This window comes from Chitinophaga eiseniae (assembly GCF_012641265.1).
In the GTDB taxonomy this organism is placed as follows: Bacteria; Bacteroidota; Bacteroidia; order Chitinophagales; family Chitinophagaceae; genus Chitinophaga; species Chitinophaga eiseniae_A.
On record NZ_JABAHZ010000002.1, the window covers coordinates 449,964 to 468,258 of the forward strand.

The window sequence follows — 18,295 nt, forward strand, 5'->3', positions numbered from 1 at the left end:
CATACCATGCAAGAACACGCAGTTTTAGACCGGAACGGGAACTTACACGAAGCGCCGGAATTTTCACCTGGGATGCGATCACTCGCGCAGGTTATTTCCTATATCTCGCATCCGCTGTTCATTCCTTTGCTGGTTACCTTCCTGGTATTGGCGTCTATTCCCGAATATATGGTGGCATTTAAGCCGCTGAGCAAGCGCTTTGCTTTTGACATGCTGTATTTCCGGGTAGCGATCATCAGTATCGGCTTCCCGGTATTAACGCTGTTGCTGGCCAAGGCACTGAAGTTTGTGTCTTCAATATATATGAAGACGCAGCGCGACCGGATCATTCCCTATGTAGCGATGATCACCTACTACTTCTGGGCATTCTATACTTTTCAACAGGAAGGACGGGCGCCTAAGTTTTATACTGCCTTTTTCCTGGGTGTTTTCCTGAGTATTTCTATTGCTTTTATTACCAATAACTTTATAAAGACCAGCATGCATACCGTAGGCTGGGGTGGTGTCATTGGATTTTTGGTGTCGCTAGCCTGGGGCATGCATATGAATGTATCCGTGCCGCTGGTGATTACCTTTTTCGTAACTGCAGTGGTGGCCACTGCCCGGATGGTGCTGCAGGCACATACTCCCCGGGAAATTTATATCGGATTGCTGATTGGTGTTGTTTGCCAGCTGGCCGCTTGCCTGATACTGGTAAAATAAGATAACTCTCCTTTCGGGGGCCCTGTTTCCGGCCGGATTTCCTCTGTAACATCGGCAAATCTGACCGGAAACAGGGGTAAACAAATTTCAGAATGGCGAATAAAACTTTTGGGGTAAACCAGACCTCTTCACTATTACCTACTCACACTGGATGTAAGGCCGCAAGGCAGGCTAACAAACAACCTTAACAAACAAAAGGGGATTAACTTTAACAACTAAACTTGACAATACAAAAGTCATACATTCCCGGCTTATACTCAAGCGTATAACTACGCTTTTTAAAAATGCAGTAGAATTCTCATACCCCGGAAAAATTTTTAACGCATTTTGTTGTTACGCATATTCAATGCGTATTGGTTTCGCATCTTTGTTATGTCGTTACGATGAAACCCTTTAGAAACGGTCATAACAACAAAAAGAGAATACTATTTTATTTAGCATTTAAAAGAAATTACTAAAATATTTAGGAAAATAGAAAATTAGTTATAACTTAGCAATCCAATTGATTTGCTTTCTAATTGTGATCAGCTATCTTTTAAATTTGTAAAAACATTAATGATATGTCTACAGCCAATGCAGAAAAACTGAAGGCCCTGCGCCTCACAATGGACAAGATAGAAAAGGATTTCGGTAAGGGATCTGTGATGATGATGGGTGAAAAAGCAGAAGCACCAATGGAGGTGATTTCCACAGGTTCTCTGGGTCTTGATATCGCGCTTGGAGTGGGTGGTTTACCAAAAGGTAGGATCATTGAAATATATGGACCTGAGTCTTCTGGTAAAACGACCATTGCTATACATACAATTGCAGAAGCACAGAAAAAAGGTGGCATTTGCGCCATTATAGATGCGGAGCATGCTTTTGACAGCAGCTACGCCAGAAGACTGGGAGTGGACGTAGATTCCCTATTGATATCACAGCCGGATCATGGTGAACAGGCGCTGGAAATCGCAGATCGCCTGATTCTTTCCGGAGCAGTAGATGTAGTGGTAATAGACTCTGTAGCTGCCCTGGTACCAAAGAGCGAGCTGGAAGGTGAAATGGGTGAAAGCAAAATGGGATTACAAGCCCGTTTGATGTCACAGGCACTGCGTAAATTAACTGCCACCATTGCCAAAACCAATTGCTGCTGCATCTTTATCAACCAGCTGCGTGAAAAGATCGGGGTAATGTTTGGTAACCCGGAAACCACTACCGGTGGTAACGCCCTGAAATTCTATGCTTCCGTAAGGCTGGATATCCGCCGCATGAGCCAGATTAAAGATGGTGATGAAGCAGTAGGTAACCGCGTGAAAGTGAAAGTGGTGAAAAACAAAGTAGCTCCTCCATTCCGCCAGGCAGAATTTGATATCGTGTATGGTCTGGGTATCTCTAAAATGGGTGAAGTGATCGACATGGGTGTTGAATACGGCGTTATCCAGAAGAGCGGTAGCTGGTTTAGCTACGATAGCAATAAATTAGGTCAGGGCCGCGATGCAGTAAAACAACTGCTGATCGATAATCCGGAACTGGCAACAGAAATCGAAACAAAAATCAAAGTAAAAATCCAGGAAAAGCTGAATGCTGAATAGGCCAGCGTTGCCTTTGAATTTTTGCTGAAGCATAAAAAGATCTTAGTATTTAATATACTCAAAGTTAGTTTTAGTTTTAGTAAGCATTGGGTTAGTATGCACATCCCTGCCTTATCCTGGGCGGGGATTTTATTTGACCCTTAACCCCGAAAAATAAGAACCCGCTCTGTTTACCAGAGCGGGTTCTTATTTTTTCACTAGTTATCTTACCGGAACAATTAAGCTTCTGCTTTCATGCTCTTAGCAGTTCTCTTACGTTCTTCCTCATCCAGGATGGTTTTACGCATACGGATAAAGTTAGGCGTTACTTCGATACACTCATCATGCTGGATATACTCCATACATTCTTCCAGTGTCATCAGGATCTTAGGTGCAATGTTAGCCGCACCATCTGTTCCACTTGCACGCATGTTAGTCAGTTTCTTACCTTCATTTGGATTTACTACCAGATCACCCGGTTTGTTGTTTTCTCCAATGATCATACCCTTGTACACTTCTTCTCCCGGATCTACGAAGAAAGAACCTCTGTCCTGCAGTTTATCGAGAGAATAAGCAGTAGTAGTACCTGCTTCTTTCGCAATCAATACACCATTGTTACGGCCAGGGATCGCACCTTTCCATTGTTTATAGTCATTGAAGCGGTGCGCCATTACAGCCTCACCAGCTGTAGCGGTCAGCATCTGTGTACGTAAACCGATCAAACCACGGGAAGGAATTTCAAATTCCAGGTGTTGCATTTCACCCTTGGTTTCCATGATCAACATTTCACCCTTACGACGGGTTACCAGGTCAATTACCTTGCTGGCAAATTCCTGCGGAACGTCTACCACCAGGGTTTCGTACGGCTCGCATTTTTTACCATCTATGTGTTTTACGATTACCTGTGGCTGACCAACAGTTAATTCGTAACCTTCACGACGCATGGTTTCAATCAATACACCTAAGTGCAGGATACCACGGCCATATACCATAAAGCTATCAGCACTGTCGGAATCCATTACACGCAGCGCCAGGTTCTTTTCAGTTTCTTTTACCAGGCGGTCGCGCAGGTGACGGGAAGTAACAAACTTACCATCTTTACCAAAGAACGGAGAGTTGTTGATACCAAACAACATGTTCATGGTAGGCTCATCCACGCTGATAACCGGTAATGCTTCCGGAGCTTCCGCATCCGCAATAGTATCACCAATATTAAAACCTTCAATACCTACTACTGCGCAGATATCACCGGCAAATACTTTCGTTACTTTTCTCTTACCCAATGCTTCAAAGATGTACAGTTCACGTACTTTTTGCTTCTTGGCAGTACCATCTGCCTGCATCAGGGTAATCCACTGTCCTTCTTCAATAGAGGCACGCGATACTTTACCTACCGCAATACGGCCCAGGAAAGAAGAATAATCTAATGAAGTTATCTGCAACTGCAGGTTACCTTCTGGAGTCTTTGGCGCCGGAACATATTCCAGGATACCATCCATCAGTGGAGTAATATCTTCACACTGTTCTAATGAACTGTTGAACCAGCCATTTTTACCAGAACCATAAAACGTTGGGAAGTTCAGCTGCTCTTCTGTAGCGTCCAGGTTAAAGAACAATTCAAAAACTGCATCATGTACTTCATCAGGACGACAGTTAGCCTTATCAACCTTATTGATTACAACAATAGGTTTCAGGTTCAGCTGCAATGCTTTCTGCAACACAAAACGGGTTTGTGGCATCGGGCCTTCAAAGGCATCTACCAGCAGGATAACCCCATCAGCCATTTTCAATACCCGTTCTACCTCACCACCAAAGTCGGCGTGGCCCGGAGTATCAATCACATTGATCTTGGTTCCCTTGTACTCAACAGATGCGTTCTTGCTGAATATGGTGATACCACGTTCTCTTTCAAGATCGTTACTATCCATGATCAGCTCTCCCGATTCCTGGTTAGCCCGGAACACATTTGTCTGATGAAGGATTTTGTCAACCAGGGTAGTTTTACCATGGTCTACGTGTGCAATAATTGCGATATTACGAATGTTCATATACTTAAATCTTTCGCTATTAGCCATTAACAAAATTTACGCTAATAGCTACAAAAAGAAGGCGCAAAGGTACGAAAACCTGACGAGAATGAAGGGAACGGGTTTTAAATAAATGTAATCATTTGGTCATGTCGAGCGTATTCCTTATAAATAATTAATAATCAGTTGATTACAATTAAACATAAGCGACTATTGTATGAAACAGGATCGTATGGCTTTGTGGAAAGCCACAATAATGCTATTCCCCCAGGAGCTTTACTACGTATTCCAGTGCACTCTGATTGGCAGGATTGTCCAGCGCATGGGCAATGTCCAGCTTTTCCCGGGAGGTAAGGTGCCAGGACAACGCAGCCGCCTTATCTTGTTTCTGTGGCACATACTGGAAAATTACCCGGTGAAACTTATTCGGGAAATACCCTTCCATGTAATTCAGTAAGCCATCCTGATCAAAGTCCTGCATAGCGCTCCAATGCTGCTGCATGGTAAACAGCGGTTCAAAAAGCAGGTCGCTGAGGTCTTTCGTTTTTTTAATAGGAGAAATATCATTTTTACGGGTGTCCCTGATCTGTATGTACACTACGCCACTCGTATTTTCATCAATCCACTTGCGAAAGGTATATAGGTAACGCAGGGTCGTTTGCTGTCCAAAGTTATCCCGGATACCTGCGTCCATTACGTCCACAATAGGATTGCTGGGCAAAAAAGCATTGGGTAATACATAGGGAAAAGTAGCACACATGCGGATCGCGCTGGTGATACGCAAATCCATAGCTCCCTGTGCAGCAAAATACTGTGCGAAATCCACGCCATCGATATCGCGTACCTGGCGGGTAGGATACAAATACCCGGGGCTGCACAAATAACTAACTGGCTGTGGGGAAATCATCAACCGGCGTCCATCAGCGTTTATCGTGGCATTCCAGATCAGCATGGGAATTTCGGCGCCTGCCTCTGGAGCCAGGTAGTCCTTCAGGGTTTTATCCATTACGCTGTCGGTATGCTCGTTCAGCTGCATTTCGAAAGCATATCCCCTGTCTTTTGCATACTGATTCTTACCAATCCGGAAACTTCTCCAGGGAGTAATAAAATCGTTTACCGCCATAGCGGTAAAAACGGAGTTCAGTAAATCGTCCGATACGTTTTCAACATATTTACTATCGCCCAGGCGTATGGGTTTTCCCTGCTGTTGCCGGTAGTATAACTCCCTGAAATAAGTGGCGCCCAACATGCCTCCGGAAGCACCGGTCATCAGCATGGTGTGTTTCATTAGGCGGCCATGCAAAAGGCTGTCTAGCCGCTGTAAAACATTAACAGTCCAGGTAGCAGAACGACTTCCGCCTCCGCTAAAGTTCATCACGATCAATGGAGGTTTTTTATCTGCGGGAAATTTCTTTCTCCAGTTATTTAAAATCCGGATAGTGGCGGCTTTGTCCGCCTCATATTTTTGCGGGGTAAAAAACTGCTGTAGCGCTCCCACACTGTATTCGGGGCGGTCTTTCCGCTGATGGTAGTTAAGGCCATAGGCTTTGTTACGGTTATCTACCCAATTATGCTCTACCATCCAATTGAGTCCAAACAACATCACCAGCAAAATAGGGATAGACCAGGTTTGCAGCATATAAGAATAGGCGCCAGCCACCCCTATCAGGAAAGCGAAGAAGATGAGTACGCTGGCACCTGCCGGGATTCTGCACACATTGTAATCCATCATATAGGCCAGTATAACCAGGAATATCAGCGAGCATCCCACTGTAATCATGGCGGCAAAGTGGTGTTGCTTCAGGATACTGTCCAGGTAGTGCTTATTGTAGTGATCTACATTCCTGGCACGCCTGATACGCCAGGGGGTAGTAAAATAGTTATGTACCGGCAAGGCGTTCTCATCGGGCTCCTGGGTGGGTTTAAGGATCATCCGTACAAAATTGCGCGGGTTGCCGAAACGCTTCTCCAGCCGGCGTCCGATATTTTTATCTGCGTTAAAAAAGTAGAAGAAACAGAAAAAGAAGATAAAGAGCACTCCACAGATATACCCTTCTCCCAACAACAAAATATCCGGAATGCTGGTCAGTTGCTGGTATCGCTGGTATTCCCACCCGCGAAAGAGTATGCTGACAATAAACAATAGCGGGATGATGGCGTTGTTCAGGCAATATTTAAAAAAAGGCTGTGAAGTGGTGGCCAGGAATTTAAACCGACCGGTATGCAGGATAAAGGTGGTGATCTGCCAGCTCATGATAAACATACCTGTAGCCAGCCCAAGTAGCGTAGTACTGTAGAAGTTTACCTTTCCCAGGTATTCTGGCGCCAGGTACAGCGCATCGCCCCCAAACACCTTGGCAAAGCCTCCATTGATGGTGCTGAACAGAATTACCCAAAAAATAAGCAATATCTGGTACTTCCTGAAGTGGAGCAGCAGCAGCTGTATAGGGAAAGAATAGTAAGTTTTTATAAGTAATAACTTCACCTTCATCAGACGATTATTACAAATAAACCTACGGAAAATTTACGGATTTACAGATTTACGAAGACAGGAATTTTGTTTCTGCGCGACATCTATATTAACTCCGGTGATACTTTATCCCCTCTGCTGAGGTAATACGTCCAAATCAGCGATAGCAGTAACAACATACCTACGGCCTGGTGTAAAATACCATAGCTGATGGGGATTTTAACCTGGCTGTTTAACAGGGTCAGTACTCCCAGCAATACCTGTAATAATACCAACAGCAGTGGCAGGTAGCGGGTGGCATGGAGCAGGCTATGGGTGGGTGTTTGGGCCGCTTTCCACCACCAGAGGCCAATCAGGATGGTAATGCCATAGGCCAGTCCCCGGTGTATAAATTGAATGGTGATGGGATTATGTGCAATATCGGTCAGGAAACCACCCTGGGAGAACATTCCAGCCGGTACCCAGGCGCCGTTGATATCGGGCCAGGTATTAGCCACCAAAGCCGTGTGTAGCCCTGCCATAAAAGCCCCGTATACCAGCTGAATAGTCAGCAGTACCAACAGCCAAAAATTCAGCTTACGCAAAACAGGTACATTCAGTACTTCTACCGGGCGAATGCTGAGTTTCAGCGCAAACCAAAACACATATGACAACAATACCAGCGCTGAAATAAAGTGGATAGCCAGGCGGATATGGTTTACATATAAATTTTCTTCGTTCAACCCACTCTTCACCATAATCCATCCTATAGCACCCTGGAGGCCTCCCAGGAAAAATAAGATGATCATGGGATTGACCATACTTCTGTTAATTTTCTTTTTAACCAGGAAATAAATAAATGGGATAATGAATACAAATCCCATCAGCCGGGCCCAATCCCTATGTAACCATTCCCAGAAATAAATGGCTTTGAAATCCGATAAGGTAAAATGATTATTAATATAATGATACTGTCCAATCTGCTTATAGTTATCGAATGCACGCTGCCATGCTTCCTCGTTCATAGGAGGAAACGCTCCCAACAATGGCTGCCATTCTGTGATAGATAACCCTGAGCCGGTTAAACGGGTAATTCCCCCCAGCAAAACCTGTACGATCAACATACCCACGCCTATATATAGCCAAATGGCCACGGGGCGGTTACTTTTCATTGTAATTGCTTCCATAAACGGTGCAAAAATAGGGAATGAATGGCGAACAAGACAGCTAAATTCTCACATTATTTTAACAAAGGCGTAATGTTCTGTTAATTCACACGTCGGAGATTTGCGGTGAAATAAGAAAGGCACAATTAGCTAATACCGCCCTCATTTAAAAACGACGATTAAAATAAAAAAAATAGTCATGAAACACTTACGTTTTGTTTTCTTAGCACCCAAAGCAGCATTGTTGTTATTCGCTACTATCCTGTTCCCAATTTTACATGCAGCAGCACAAACAAAAACATTTGCCTACAGTACATCCAGGATGGCAAATGAAAAAACAGTAGATAACGGAGCACCGGTAGAATCTTTTAACGTTCGCATTATGCAACTGCAAAAAGATCAGCTGTTATTTCAATTGTCTGTCGACAATCCGTCAAATGATAAGCTGACGCTTTATATAAAAGACAATTTCAACAACACACTGCACCGCGAAGTATTACCAGCTACCCTGCGCTTCGAAGCACGCTATAACCTCGGTTCCCTGGAAGACGGAGACTATACCTTCGAAATCAGAAGCGGAAAAACCAAACTGGCTGAAAAATCCATTGCTATCAAAACCCAGACAATGATCAACAGGAATGTTTCTGTTATCGAATAAGTAAAGCCACCCAGGTAAATATCCAACGCTGGTAAATAAAAAGTTAAAGCTGCTGAGGCGAAAGGTATAAGCGATGCATATCGTTTATACCTTTCGCCTCAGCAGCTTTTAGCAGGCGTTTGTTACTTCCGGCTGGCAGCTGCCTCGTATAATGTTTCCAGCATCTTCTCCCGGATATGCAATGTTGATAATTTCGTATTGGCGCCGCCGTTAGGATATACCCGGTTGCTAAGGAATATAAATACCAGGCCCGATTCTGGATCGGCCCATACACAGGTGCCGGTATACCCGGTGTGGCCAAAAGTTGCGGCCGATGCGCTTTTGGCGGGATACGGCTCTCTCCTGCTTACATTGTCTTTCTCAGGCTTGTCGAAGCCCAGTCCACGACGGCTTACTTTACTGTTATAAGCGGTAAACAGGGCGATCGTTTCTGGCTTTATATATTGCACACCATTGAAACTACCTTTGTTCAACAGCATCTGCATAATTACTCCCAGGTCATGTGCATTGGAAAACAACCCTGCATGTCCCGATACCCCGCCAAACATAGCGGCGCCGGGATCATGCACATCGCCGCGCAGCTGTTGCATCCGGAAAGTATATTCATGTTCGGTAGGCACTATTTCGGACAACGAAAAGCGCTCCCTGGGCAAAAAGCCGGTGGTGGCCAATCCCATGGGAGCATAGAAGGTTTCTTTTACATACTCATTTAATTTTTTCCCGGTGAGTTGTTCCACGATTTTTCCCAGGAAAATAAAGTCACAGTCGCTGTATACATACCCCTGATGAGGAGATAACTTACTGTCCAGTATCTTATGCCATATGCTATCCACGTAGGTATTCTCCATATACATATTATCGGCTACCCGCATGGTATGGGAAGGATCTGGTATTTTATGATACAGGATAGTATCGGGAGAACCGTCGGGATACAGGGTTTCCTTATAAAATGGGATAAATGCCACGAGGCCGGCCTGATGCAGCAATATATCGCGGATGCGCAGTCCGGCTTTATCCGTACCCAACACCGATGGAAGATACACTCCCAGCGTGGCATCCAGGTTTAATCGTCCTTCATCGTACAGGCGCATTACCGCCAGTGTGGTAGCGCATACTTTGGTAACGGAGGCCAGGTCGTAAATAGACTGGGGAGAAACCGGTGTTGCTTTATTGTATTCGTAATGGCCGAAGCAGCGATCATATACAATTTTTCCATTCTTCAACGCCAGCACCTGCGCGCCCGGAGCAGCGCCGCGGGCAATCATTTCATTGGCATAACCATCTATTTTCGCCAGCGTTTGTTCATCCATGCCGGCATCTTTAGGGATGGTTGCCGGTAAAGAGGTAAACTGGTTTACCTGGTAAGTAATACCAGTGCCAGAAGGCAGGCCTGGGCAAACTGTCACCGGCAATTTCCCCGAAGGCCCCAGCTTCCCGAACAACAGGTCTGCGGCTACTTGCTGGGTAGTGCTATCATCTTCATAGGCTGCAACAAGGGTGGAAGCATCGCAGAAATACTGGAGGGCGTATGGATTTCCAAAAGCTACCGTAACAGTCGGCATTTCTGATTGTAACTGCCGGACGATCAGGCGTTCTGCCATAGAAAGCCCAAAATTATTGGCCGGACGGCGGCTATAGTCGTGCAGGCTGATGATGGCGGCCTGATAATCCCGCTGAATGCGGGATACAATGGCAGCAATGTGTTCTACCGGTTGCCGGGAAGTAAATACGAAAACATCGGTACCAGGTTTATATGCCTTTACCGCTTGTTGGAACGTATTGCTGGCATCGGCCCCCACAGCTATTACGGCTAATTTTTGCTGGGTCATGGCTGGCGAAAACGGTACAAGCTTCTTATCATTGCGCACCAGGGTGATGGCGGCTTCCGCTATGCGCCTGCGCAGGGAGTCGGTTCCGGCGTTCAGGTCAACAGCCAGGTTGTTAGTGTCTATATGTTGCGGCTTCCACAATCCAAGATTGTATTTGGCCCTCAATACTTTTTTTACCCGTGCATCTACTTCGTCCTGGTCTATTTTACCCGCTTTAATGGCTTTCTTGATGGCTTCCACACTTCCGGCGGCAGTAGAAGGCAATATCATCAGGTCGTTGCCCGCCAGCAGGGATTGTAACGATTCCTGGCCTTTTGTATAGAATTTGGCGATGCCTTTCATTTCGAGAGCGTCGGTAACGATCAGTCCTTTATAGCCCAGTTCATTTTTAAGCAGTTTTGTAACCGCATTGTAAGAAATGGAGGTGGGTGTATTCGGTTTCTTATCAATAGCGGGTATATATAGGTGTGCAATCATGATGGATCCTACACCGGCAGCGATGGCTTCCCGGAAAGGATATAGCTCGAGAGAGTCCAGCTGTGCCCTTGTTTTATTGATGGTGGGCAGGTCGAGATGGGAATCTACATTGGTGTCGCCATGTCCGGGGAAATGCTTGGCGCAGGCCATCACGCCGGCATCCTGCATACCACGGATGGTAGCTACGCCCATACGGGCTACGGTATATTTATTTTCACCAAAGGAGCGGTCGTTGATCACGGGGTTAGCTGGATTGTTGTTCACATCCATGTCTGGCGCGAAGTCGAGATGTATGCCCAGCCGCTTACATTGTTCCCCCATGATCTTTCCGGCATCATAGGCCAGTGTAGTATCCTGTACCGCGCCTATCATCATATTGCGGGGCAGGGAGATGACGCTATCGAGGCGCATGCCGAGGCCCCATTCACCGTCAATGGCCACCAGCAGCGGTACTTTGGAAATAGACTGATAGTAGTTGGTGAGGTTGGCTTGTCTTACCGGGCCTCCCTGGAAGAAGATCAATCCGCCTACTTTATTATCCTGGATATCTTTTACAACGGCGTCAATATGGTCCTGGCCCAGGTTGGAATGTGCCCGGATCATGATCAGCTGGGCGATACGTTCTTCCGGAGTGAGTGATTGAAATACGCTGTCTGCCCATTGTGTTGCGCGGTCCTGCGGAGGGGTAACTACTCTTGTGGTTTCCTTTTTATGTTTCTTCTTGTCTTTAAATATATGGGGCGCAGAAATAGCGCTCCCGGTCATTAATAAACCCGTAAGTCCTGCAACCAATAATACTTTACTCATGTCATAAACTTACAAATATTCAGGCGTAAAACATGGGCAGTAGGGCTGAATATCAAAGAATTACTAATAATGATCATATGATTTTGTTAGATAGGAAGGATTTCATTAAATTAGAATACCCTATTGAAGATAATTTAGATATTCTGGTTAAAAATTAAAATATGTTTACTATTTTGTCAGAATATTTACATTTAGTTCAATCAATTGTAATTTTAATTACCAATACATTCAACTGTTTCTTATATTTGCAGCCTTGCGAGTAAAGTAGATTTTAATAAAACATGGTCAATCTCATTTTATTTGGCCCTCCCGGTAGCGGCAAGGGTACACAAAGTGCTAATATTATCCAGAAGTATGGACTTATTCATCTGTCTACCGGCGATTTACTTCGCAGCGAGATTGGTAATAAAACTCCGTTAGGGCTGGAGGCCAAGAAATTCATGGACCAGGGCCTGTTGGTACCTGATGAAGTGGTGATTGGCATGATCAGTTCCAAACTGGAAGCTAACCCGGAAGCTCGTGGCTTCATTTTCGATGGTTTCCCACGTACTACTGCCCAGGCAGAAGCACTGGATAAACTGCTGGCATTGAAGAAAACGGCTATCTCCGTGGTATTATCCCTCGAAGTACCGGAAGATGAGCTGATTAAGCGCTTACTGAATCGTGGTTTAACTTCCGGTCGTAGCGACGATGCTTCTGAAGAAGTAGTAAAAGCACGTATCGTGGAATACCACAACAAAACCGCTCCAGTGGCTGATCACTACGCCAAATTTGGTAAATTCAAGAAGGTGAAAGGCGACGGCACAGAAGAGGAGGTCTTCGAATTGCTGTCAAAGGAGTTGGATGAACTGGTAGGAGAAAGAGTGTAGTCATTGACGGGCAACCGCGCTCACAGCGACTTTTAGTATTTTTATTATACAACGCAAAGATTGTAGGTATGGCTCTTGGCGCCAGGTAGCGCTAATTAGCTTAAACTTCACGATCTTTGCGTTTTATTTTTTGCCTGCTGTGAAGAAACAGCAGTATTTAAAATTCAAGCATAGTGGAAAAAGCGAACTTCGTAGATTATATCCGTGTATTTTGTAAATCCGGGAAAGGTGGCGCGGGTAGTATGCACTTTATGCGTACTAAATTTAATGCGCAGGCTGGCCCTGATGGTGGCGACGGCGGCAGAGGCGGACACGTTATCCTGAGAGGCAACTCCCAGCTGTGGACCCTCCTTCACCTGCGCTGGCATAAAAACCTGCTCGCGGAAGATGGAGAAAATGGCAGTGGCGACAACTGCACCGGACGTTTTGGAAAGGATATCGTTATCGAAGTACCACTGGGCACCCAGGCTAAAGATGAGGAAACCGGCGAAGTAGAAGCGGAAATTCTCCATCATGGCCAGGAAATTATCTGGATTCCAGGTGGACAAGGAGGAAGAGGCAATGCCTACTTTAAATCTGCCACCAACCAAACACCAGAATACGCCCAACCAGGCATGCCTGGCCAGGAAGGCTGGAAAATTGTAGAACTCAAAGTTTTGGCCGATGTAGGACTGGTAGGATTCCCCAATGCCGGCAAATCCACCCTCCTGTCTACCATTACTGCTGCCAAGCCCAAAGTAGCCGATTATGCGTTTACCACCCTCACCCCCCAATTGGGAATGGTAGCCTACCGTGACAACAAATCCTTCTGTATCGCCGATTTACCCGGTATTATTGAAGGCGCCCACGAAGGAAAAGGATTAGGACATCGATTTTTAAGACATATTGAGAGAAACGCCGTATTATTATTCCTTATTCCAGCAGATAGCGCAGATCACCGCAAAGACTTTGAGGTGCTCGTGAATGAGCTGGAACAGTATAATCCCGAATTGCTGGATAAACAGTTCCTGTTAGCCATCAGTAAAAGCGATATGCTGGATGATGAGCTCAAAACCGCTATATCAGCGGAATTACCGGAAGATGTGCCACACGTATTTATCTCTTCTGTTACCAACCAGGGCCTCAGTGAGTTAAAAGACATACTGTGGGAAGCCCTTAACAGGAAAGTAGATACCAGCGCCGGTATAGAAGACACAGAATAACTGGCTCCGGACATACGGGGAGAAACAAACTCAAATGCAGATGTTCGTTACAGTATCCCGTATACCATGAAAACAATTTTTTTGATGGCAGCAGCATCCCTGATGTTGTTGCCGGCATGCCAACACACCGCTATACCAGAAAAGGAAAAAACAGTGCAAATCGATACGATGCAACTGATTGCTCCGCCGGCGCCATCTGAACAGGTGGCGTCCAACGAAGTAAGCGTTGTAAGTCGCGATACCACCACCTACATCCGTTTCGGAAATTGTTATTTTTCATTGGACTGGATTAAACCAGATGCCGGGCGAAATGACTTTGAGCGTCATCCCGATAGCCTTTTTTTCTTGCTGGCGCCCTCCCACAGCATCGAAGGGCAAATGCTGGCCGTTACCACCGGCGAAACCCAGCGGATACAGGTTTCACAGCGATACGAAACCAGCGTGGTAATTGGCGATGAGCCACTCCGCGACTGGAAACATTACCGATCCCCCTGGGAAAGCCTGCCGGCAGAAGCCAGCAATTTCTTCATCTGCAAAAAATACCGCACTGACGAAAGTAGCCGGTTCCCTTCTGTAAGCCTGTCTTTATTCCAACGATATGTAAGGCAACACGCTTCCCCTTCCGCCTATGCCAGGGTAGCACGGCTCACCCACTTTCCGCAGCCTCCGGCCCGCATTGCCATCAGCCGGTACTATATCCGGCTCAATGGCCTGCAAAGGCATATGTCGGACGAAATCAACAAACTGTTGGTCATCGATGTATCGTTTAAAAAATGATACGCCCTTCATTCATTATATTTACACAAAAAAACCTGTGAAACTTTTAACCAGTTACCTCATTATTGTACTGTTGCTATTGCATGCCTGTAAACCCGGCGCCACTACAGCAACCGATACTGCCGTAAAAACGGATAACGATACTTCGTTGAACCGCCTGGTAAGCACCTACACCGGCGATTTTGGCAATAGTCCCATTTATATCACACTCAACTTTTTCAATGGAAAATTAGTAGGTGGCTATAATACACATAAAGGCCTGCGCCGCAACCTCCAGGGCGAACTGAAAAAAGACAACGACAACTGGATTGTTACCCTGAACGAACCTGGCGATCACCCCTTTGATGGTAAGTTCGCTATTACCTTCGATCACCTCTTCAATAATGCCAAAGGCACCTGGACACCCGTCAACGATAAATCAGCAAAAGAAAAATCTTTCACGCTCAAAAGAAGCGGGGAACCGGACAATAATGGCTACAGCCTGTCTGGCAACACTTTTAATGCCGTGTTGATAGGCATGCAGGGCGGAGGCAGCGATCTCACCTTTAGCCAGGATGGTAGCTGCATATTACAGTACTACGAAAAAATCAACGACTCTACTTTCGCCAAACAGATGATCAAAGTAAGAGGTACCTATCAAAAAGTAAATGACAGCACTTTCCAGATTTCCTGGGAACAGAATACCATATTTAAAGAACGTACTACCCCTGCCATCGTTTTAAGAAACAGAAACGGAGAAGGAGATGACCCACAGGTATATGATTATGGCATAAGGATCGATACGCTGGAGTTTGTGCAGGGACCATAATTAATTATGCAAACATTATTCAGGAAAGCGGGATGGTTACTAACGGCCATGGTTATACTTTACGGGACATGGCTGATGCTCCTGTTAACCATCCCCTATGCTGCATTTGAAAAATATACCGACTTCCTGATCACCAAACAACGGGTATACCCCATCCGTCATTGGCGCATCAGCTTTTATGTCCACGTTTTTGTCAGCATTACCGTATTACTTACCGGCCTGGCGCAGTTCAGCAAATACCTGCTGGATAGATTCCCCCGCCTGCATCATTTCAGTGGAAAAATTTACGTGATGGTAGTGATAGCCCTCAGCGGTCCCACAGGGCTGGTAATGGGTTGGTACGCGAACGGCGGCAAATATGCACGCATCAGCTTTGTACTACTCGCTATCCTTTGGATAGTGTTTACCATCATGGGCTGGATACGGGCCGTACAACGCCGCTGGCCGGAACATCTTACCTGGATGCTGAGAAGTTATGCACTCACCTTGTCGGCACTTACCCTACGCTTATATACCCTGTTACTGGGATTAATGCACATGCCACTACGGCCGGTAACAGCCTATATTACGGTTTCCTGGCTAAGCTGGACCCTCAATTTACTGGTGGCAGAATTTGTTATCAAGCGGATGTTGATGAAAAAGATGGGAATAACTGCGGCCTCCCGGAAAGAAACGCCGCAGTTGAGTAAGTTGAACTAGCGTTTGAGCGCCAGCTGTTGGGTCTTTGGAGCAAAGTGACCATCTTCAGTAATGTGGTAGCTGGCCTTCTTTATTTCGGTCCTGGATTTTTCGGGGTTGTTGATAAATCCTTCTTTTGCAGGGTCCTTCTCGTATTCTACTTTATAATCTGTTAATTCAAAATCAGTATTTGACGCAATGGTCGCCACCCTGTATGGCGCATCGAAGTTAGGCTGCCCTGCTACCAGTAACTTATCAATAAGTTTCCCGCTGTTATCATAGCTCGCCATAAAATAGTAGGCATGATTGGCATCTTCTGTACTTCCTTCTTCAGAAACTTCATCGTTTACGGCGTATATCAATGTTTTGAAGGCATCTACCTTTTTCACCGTACCTACATAAAAGAAGGAGCTGCCCACATCTCTTGAAAACTTGGAGTCGCGCATTTCTGCCACGTACAATTCAAAATCGTAAGAAATGAAATTTTTGCCCAGTTCCTTTGCGTAAGCTTTATCGATGGTGAGCGGTATAGGCAGTTGTTTGAATTGTTTTGCAAAAAGATTCCATTCCAGCTTACCCGGCTCTCCGCTGCCACTAAAGGCGGTGAGTATTTGCGATTGTGCGCTGTAATCCTCTTCCCGGAAATATTTCAGGTCAGGATCTTTCATCGCATTGTTCATATTATTATAGCCAAATTCAATAGCGGCTATCAGGTAATAACGGCAGGAATCAGTTTTTTTAGACAGCGAGTAAGCGCAGGCTTTATTATACAGCAATTTTGATATTGGCTTATAATCAAGCAGTTCTGCCATATTAAAAGCTTGTATAGCTTCTGCCAGCTGGTGAGTTTCCATCAGGGCATTTCCCAGCTCATAATAAGTTTTGGCTTGTGGCTGCAGGAGAATAGATTTGGTAAACTTATCTATACTGCCGGCGGCATTCTTCTTATTCCTGAATTCATCGATGGCCTTGAGAAATTCCTTCTCAGCCGCGTTATTCTTCTCGGGAGAATTGGCCGCCACCCATTTAGCCGAGTCGGCGTTATAAAGCATTGCCAAACTGAGTTTAGCCGTTTGATCCGTTTTCTTTCCCGCATTACCACAGGAGGCTAACAGTGCACTTAAGGCAAGCAATGATGCTATTCGCATAAGATAGGATTTGTATCATAAAGATAGGAAACAAACAACGGTATTTTAACCACGGGAAACGAAAAAACCGGCAATACAGACGTATCGCCGGTTTAAGTTATTGGCTGTAATTTCACTAACTCTTACCTAGGCCAGTGCTTCCTGTGGCTGAAACAACATGGCGGTACACAAACAGTTCCTATAATTTTTCGCCACCAGTATCGGGTAGTTTACGCAGCTTTTACATCCTTCCCAAAAAAGCGGTTCCTGGGGCAGCTGATCGTACGTAACCGGTTCAAAACCAAGTCGTGAATTCATTTTCATGACTGCCAGGCCGGTGGTGATGCTGAATATTTTTGCAGCAGGGTACATGACTCTGCTCAACTCGAATATTTTCCGTTTAATGGCCGCCGCTACTTTCAGTCCGCGGAAAGCCGGCGCTACAATTAATCCGCTGTTGGATACAAAACGGCCCTCTTCCCAGGGTTGTATATAGGAAAATCCTGCCCATATACCATCTGCTGTAAAAGCAATGACTGCCTTCCCTTCCAAGATTTTCTTCCTGATAATCGCAGGATCTCTTTTGGCGATACCGGTACCCCTTGCCAGGGCGGATGCCTCCATTTCTGCCACAATAGGCAGGGCAAAATCAACGTCTATGGCTGTAGCCAAACGGACGACAATTTCTTCATCTGTTTCCATTATCTGTAAGTTGATATTGAATGTAAAGAGGATAGAGTACTTCAGGGATCAGGGAATACATCCGGATTTTACTGGCTGCATCTGCAAGCGGTACCCTGCAAACTACCGGTATAAACACCCGGGTGATAGCCTCCCTGACTACCCCGTTGCCCCGTTCGTATAACTTGCCGGCCAACTTCATACATTTATCTGCTACGGGAAAATTTTGCTCCCGCAACTGTTGATCTGTGTATTCACTCAGACAGCTAACTGTATTGTATATATGAAACCCCGCCGGGAACTGGTGTAATGCCTTTCTCAACGCCGGGATGGTATCTTCAATACAAGCTGGTACTTCATATTGATTAATCATATACATTGTTTCCTACCATATGCCAAACGTTATTCCATATTCTTCATATGGAATGTTAAAACTTAGCAGGGACAAGGGTTTGCAAAGGAAACGTTAAATCCGGCGCCTCCATTAA

At 45.5% G+C, this 18,295-nt stretch carries 15 protein-coding genes; 8 read left to right on the forward strand and 7 right to left on the reverse strand.

Annotation, left to right across the window (positions count from 1 at the left end; translation table 11 throughout):
* Positions 1-6: 6 nt before the first annotated feature.
* Positions 7-702 (forward strand): hypothetical protein, encoded by a 696-nt coding sequence (locus HGH91_RS09455; RefSeq protein WP_168738213.1) that lies wholly within the window; start codon positions 7-9, stop codon positions 700-702.
* Between the two features lie 560 nt (positions 703-1,262).
* Entirely contained in the window at positions 1,263-2,273 is a 1,011-nt protein-coding gene (recA, locus tag HGH91_RS09460) for a recombinase RecA (protein WP_168738214.1), read from the forward strand.
* Between the two features lie 218 nt (positions 2,274-2,491).
* Here recA and typA read toward each other — a convergent pair whose 3' ends face one another.
* The 3 genes from typA to HGH91_RS09475 form a co-directional block, all read right to left on the reverse strand.
* Positions 2,492-4,300, reverse strand: coding sequence for a translational GTPase TypA (typA, locus tag HGH91_RS09465; RefSeq protein WP_168738215.1), 1,809 nt, complete (start codon positions 4,298-4,300; stop codon positions 2,492-2,494).
* 238 nt (positions 4,301-4,538) lie between these two features.
* Positions 4,539-6,770, reverse strand: a complete 2,232-nt coding sequence (locus HGH91_RS09470) for a patatin-like phospholipase family protein (protein WP_211092253.1) — start codon at positions 6,768-6,770, stop codon at positions 4,539-4,541.
* A gap of 83 nt (positions 6,771-6,853) precedes the next feature.
* Positions 6,854-7,915: a COX15/CtaA family protein gene (locus HGH91_RS09475; protein WP_168738217.1), complete on the reverse strand. Its 1,062-nt coding sequence runs from the start codon at positions 7,913-7,915 to the stop codon at positions 6,854-6,856.
* A 178-nt stretch (positions 7,916-8,093) separates the two neighbouring features.
* On the opposite strand from HGH91_RS09475, the gene HGH91_RS09480 reads away from it, so the two are divergent.
* Positions 8,094-8,552, forward strand: a complete 459-nt coding sequence (locus tag HGH91_RS09480) for a hypothetical protein (protein WP_168738218.1) — start codon at positions 8,094-8,096, stop codon at positions 8,550-8,552.
* 122 nt (positions 8,553-8,674) lie between these two features.
* Here HGH91_RS09480 and HGH91_RS09485 read toward each other — a convergent pair whose 3' ends face one another.
* Positions 8,675-11,665, reverse strand: coding sequence for a glycoside hydrolase family 3 N-terminal domain-containing protein (locus HGH91_RS09485; protein WP_168738219.1), 2,991 nt, complete (start codon positions 11,663-11,665; stop codon positions 8,675-8,677).
* 281 nt (positions 11,666-11,946) lie between these two features.
* Between HGH91_RS09485 and HGH91_RS09490 the strand changes: the two genes are divergently transcribed.
* The 5 genes from HGH91_RS09490 to HGH91_RS09510 all read left to right on the forward strand — a co-directional run bounded on the left by HGH91_RS09490 (position 11,947) and on the right by HGH91_RS09510 (position 16,020).
* Positions 11,947-12,534 carry an adenylate kinase gene (locus tag HGH91_RS09490; protein ID WP_168738220.1) on the forward strand — a complete coding sequence of 196 codons (588 nt, stop codon included), beginning with the start codon at positions 11,947-11,949 and terminating at the stop codon, positions 12,532-12,534.
* 173 nt (positions 12,535-12,707) lie between these two features.
* Complete coding sequence (gene obgE, locus HGH91_RS09495) at positions 12,708-13,736, forward strand: GTPase ObgE (protein WP_168738221.1); 1,029 nt, start codon at positions 12,708-12,710, stop codon at positions 13,734-13,736.
* Positions 13,737-13,802: 66 nt separating this feature from the next.
* Positions 13,803-14,513, forward strand: coding sequence for a hypothetical protein (locus HGH91_RS09500; RefSeq protein WP_168738222.1), 711 nt, complete (start codon positions 13,803-13,805; stop codon positions 14,511-14,513).
* Positions 14,514-14,550: 37 nt separating this feature from the next.
* Positions 14,551-15,321: a hypothetical protein gene (locus tag HGH91_RS09505; RefSeq protein ID WP_168738223.1), complete on the forward strand. Its 771-nt coding sequence runs from the start codon at positions 14,551-14,553 to the stop codon at positions 15,319-15,321.
* Between the two features lie 6 nt (positions 15,322-15,327).
* Entirely contained in the window at positions 15,328-16,020 is a 693-nt protein-coding gene (locus HGH91_RS09510; RefSeq protein WP_168738224.1) for a DUF2306 domain-containing protein, read from the forward strand.
* On the opposite strand, the gene HGH91_RS09515 is transcribed toward HGH91_RS09510, so the two are convergent.
* The 3 genes from HGH91_RS09515 to HGH91_RS09525 all read right to left on the reverse strand — a co-directional run bounded on the left by HGH91_RS09515 (position 16,017) and on the right by HGH91_RS09525 (position 18,180).
* The gene (locus tag HGH91_RS09515) at positions 16,017-17,147 is read right to left on the reverse strand and encodes a TPR end-of-group domain-containing protein (RefSeq protein WP_168738225.1); all 1,131 of its coding nucleotides are present in this window, start codon (positions 17,145-17,147) and stop codon (positions 16,017-16,019) included. The genes HGH91_RS09510 and HGH91_RS09515 overlap by 4 nt on opposite strands.
* 126 nt (positions 17,148-17,273) lie before the next feature.
* Positions 17,274-17,828, reverse strand: coding sequence for an N-acetyltransferase (locus tag HGH91_RS09520; RefSeq protein WP_168738226.1), 555 nt, complete (start codon positions 17,826-17,828; stop codon positions 17,274-17,276).
* The gene (locus HGH91_RS09525; RefSeq protein ID WP_168738227.1) at positions 17,815-18,180 is read right to left on the reverse strand and encodes a hypothetical protein; all 366 of its coding nucleotides are present in this window, start codon (positions 18,178-18,180) and stop codon (positions 17,815-17,817) included. Before HGH91_RS09525 ends, HGH91_RS09520 begins: the two co-directional genes overlap by 14 nt.
* Positions 18,181-18,295: the final 115 nt, after the last annotated feature.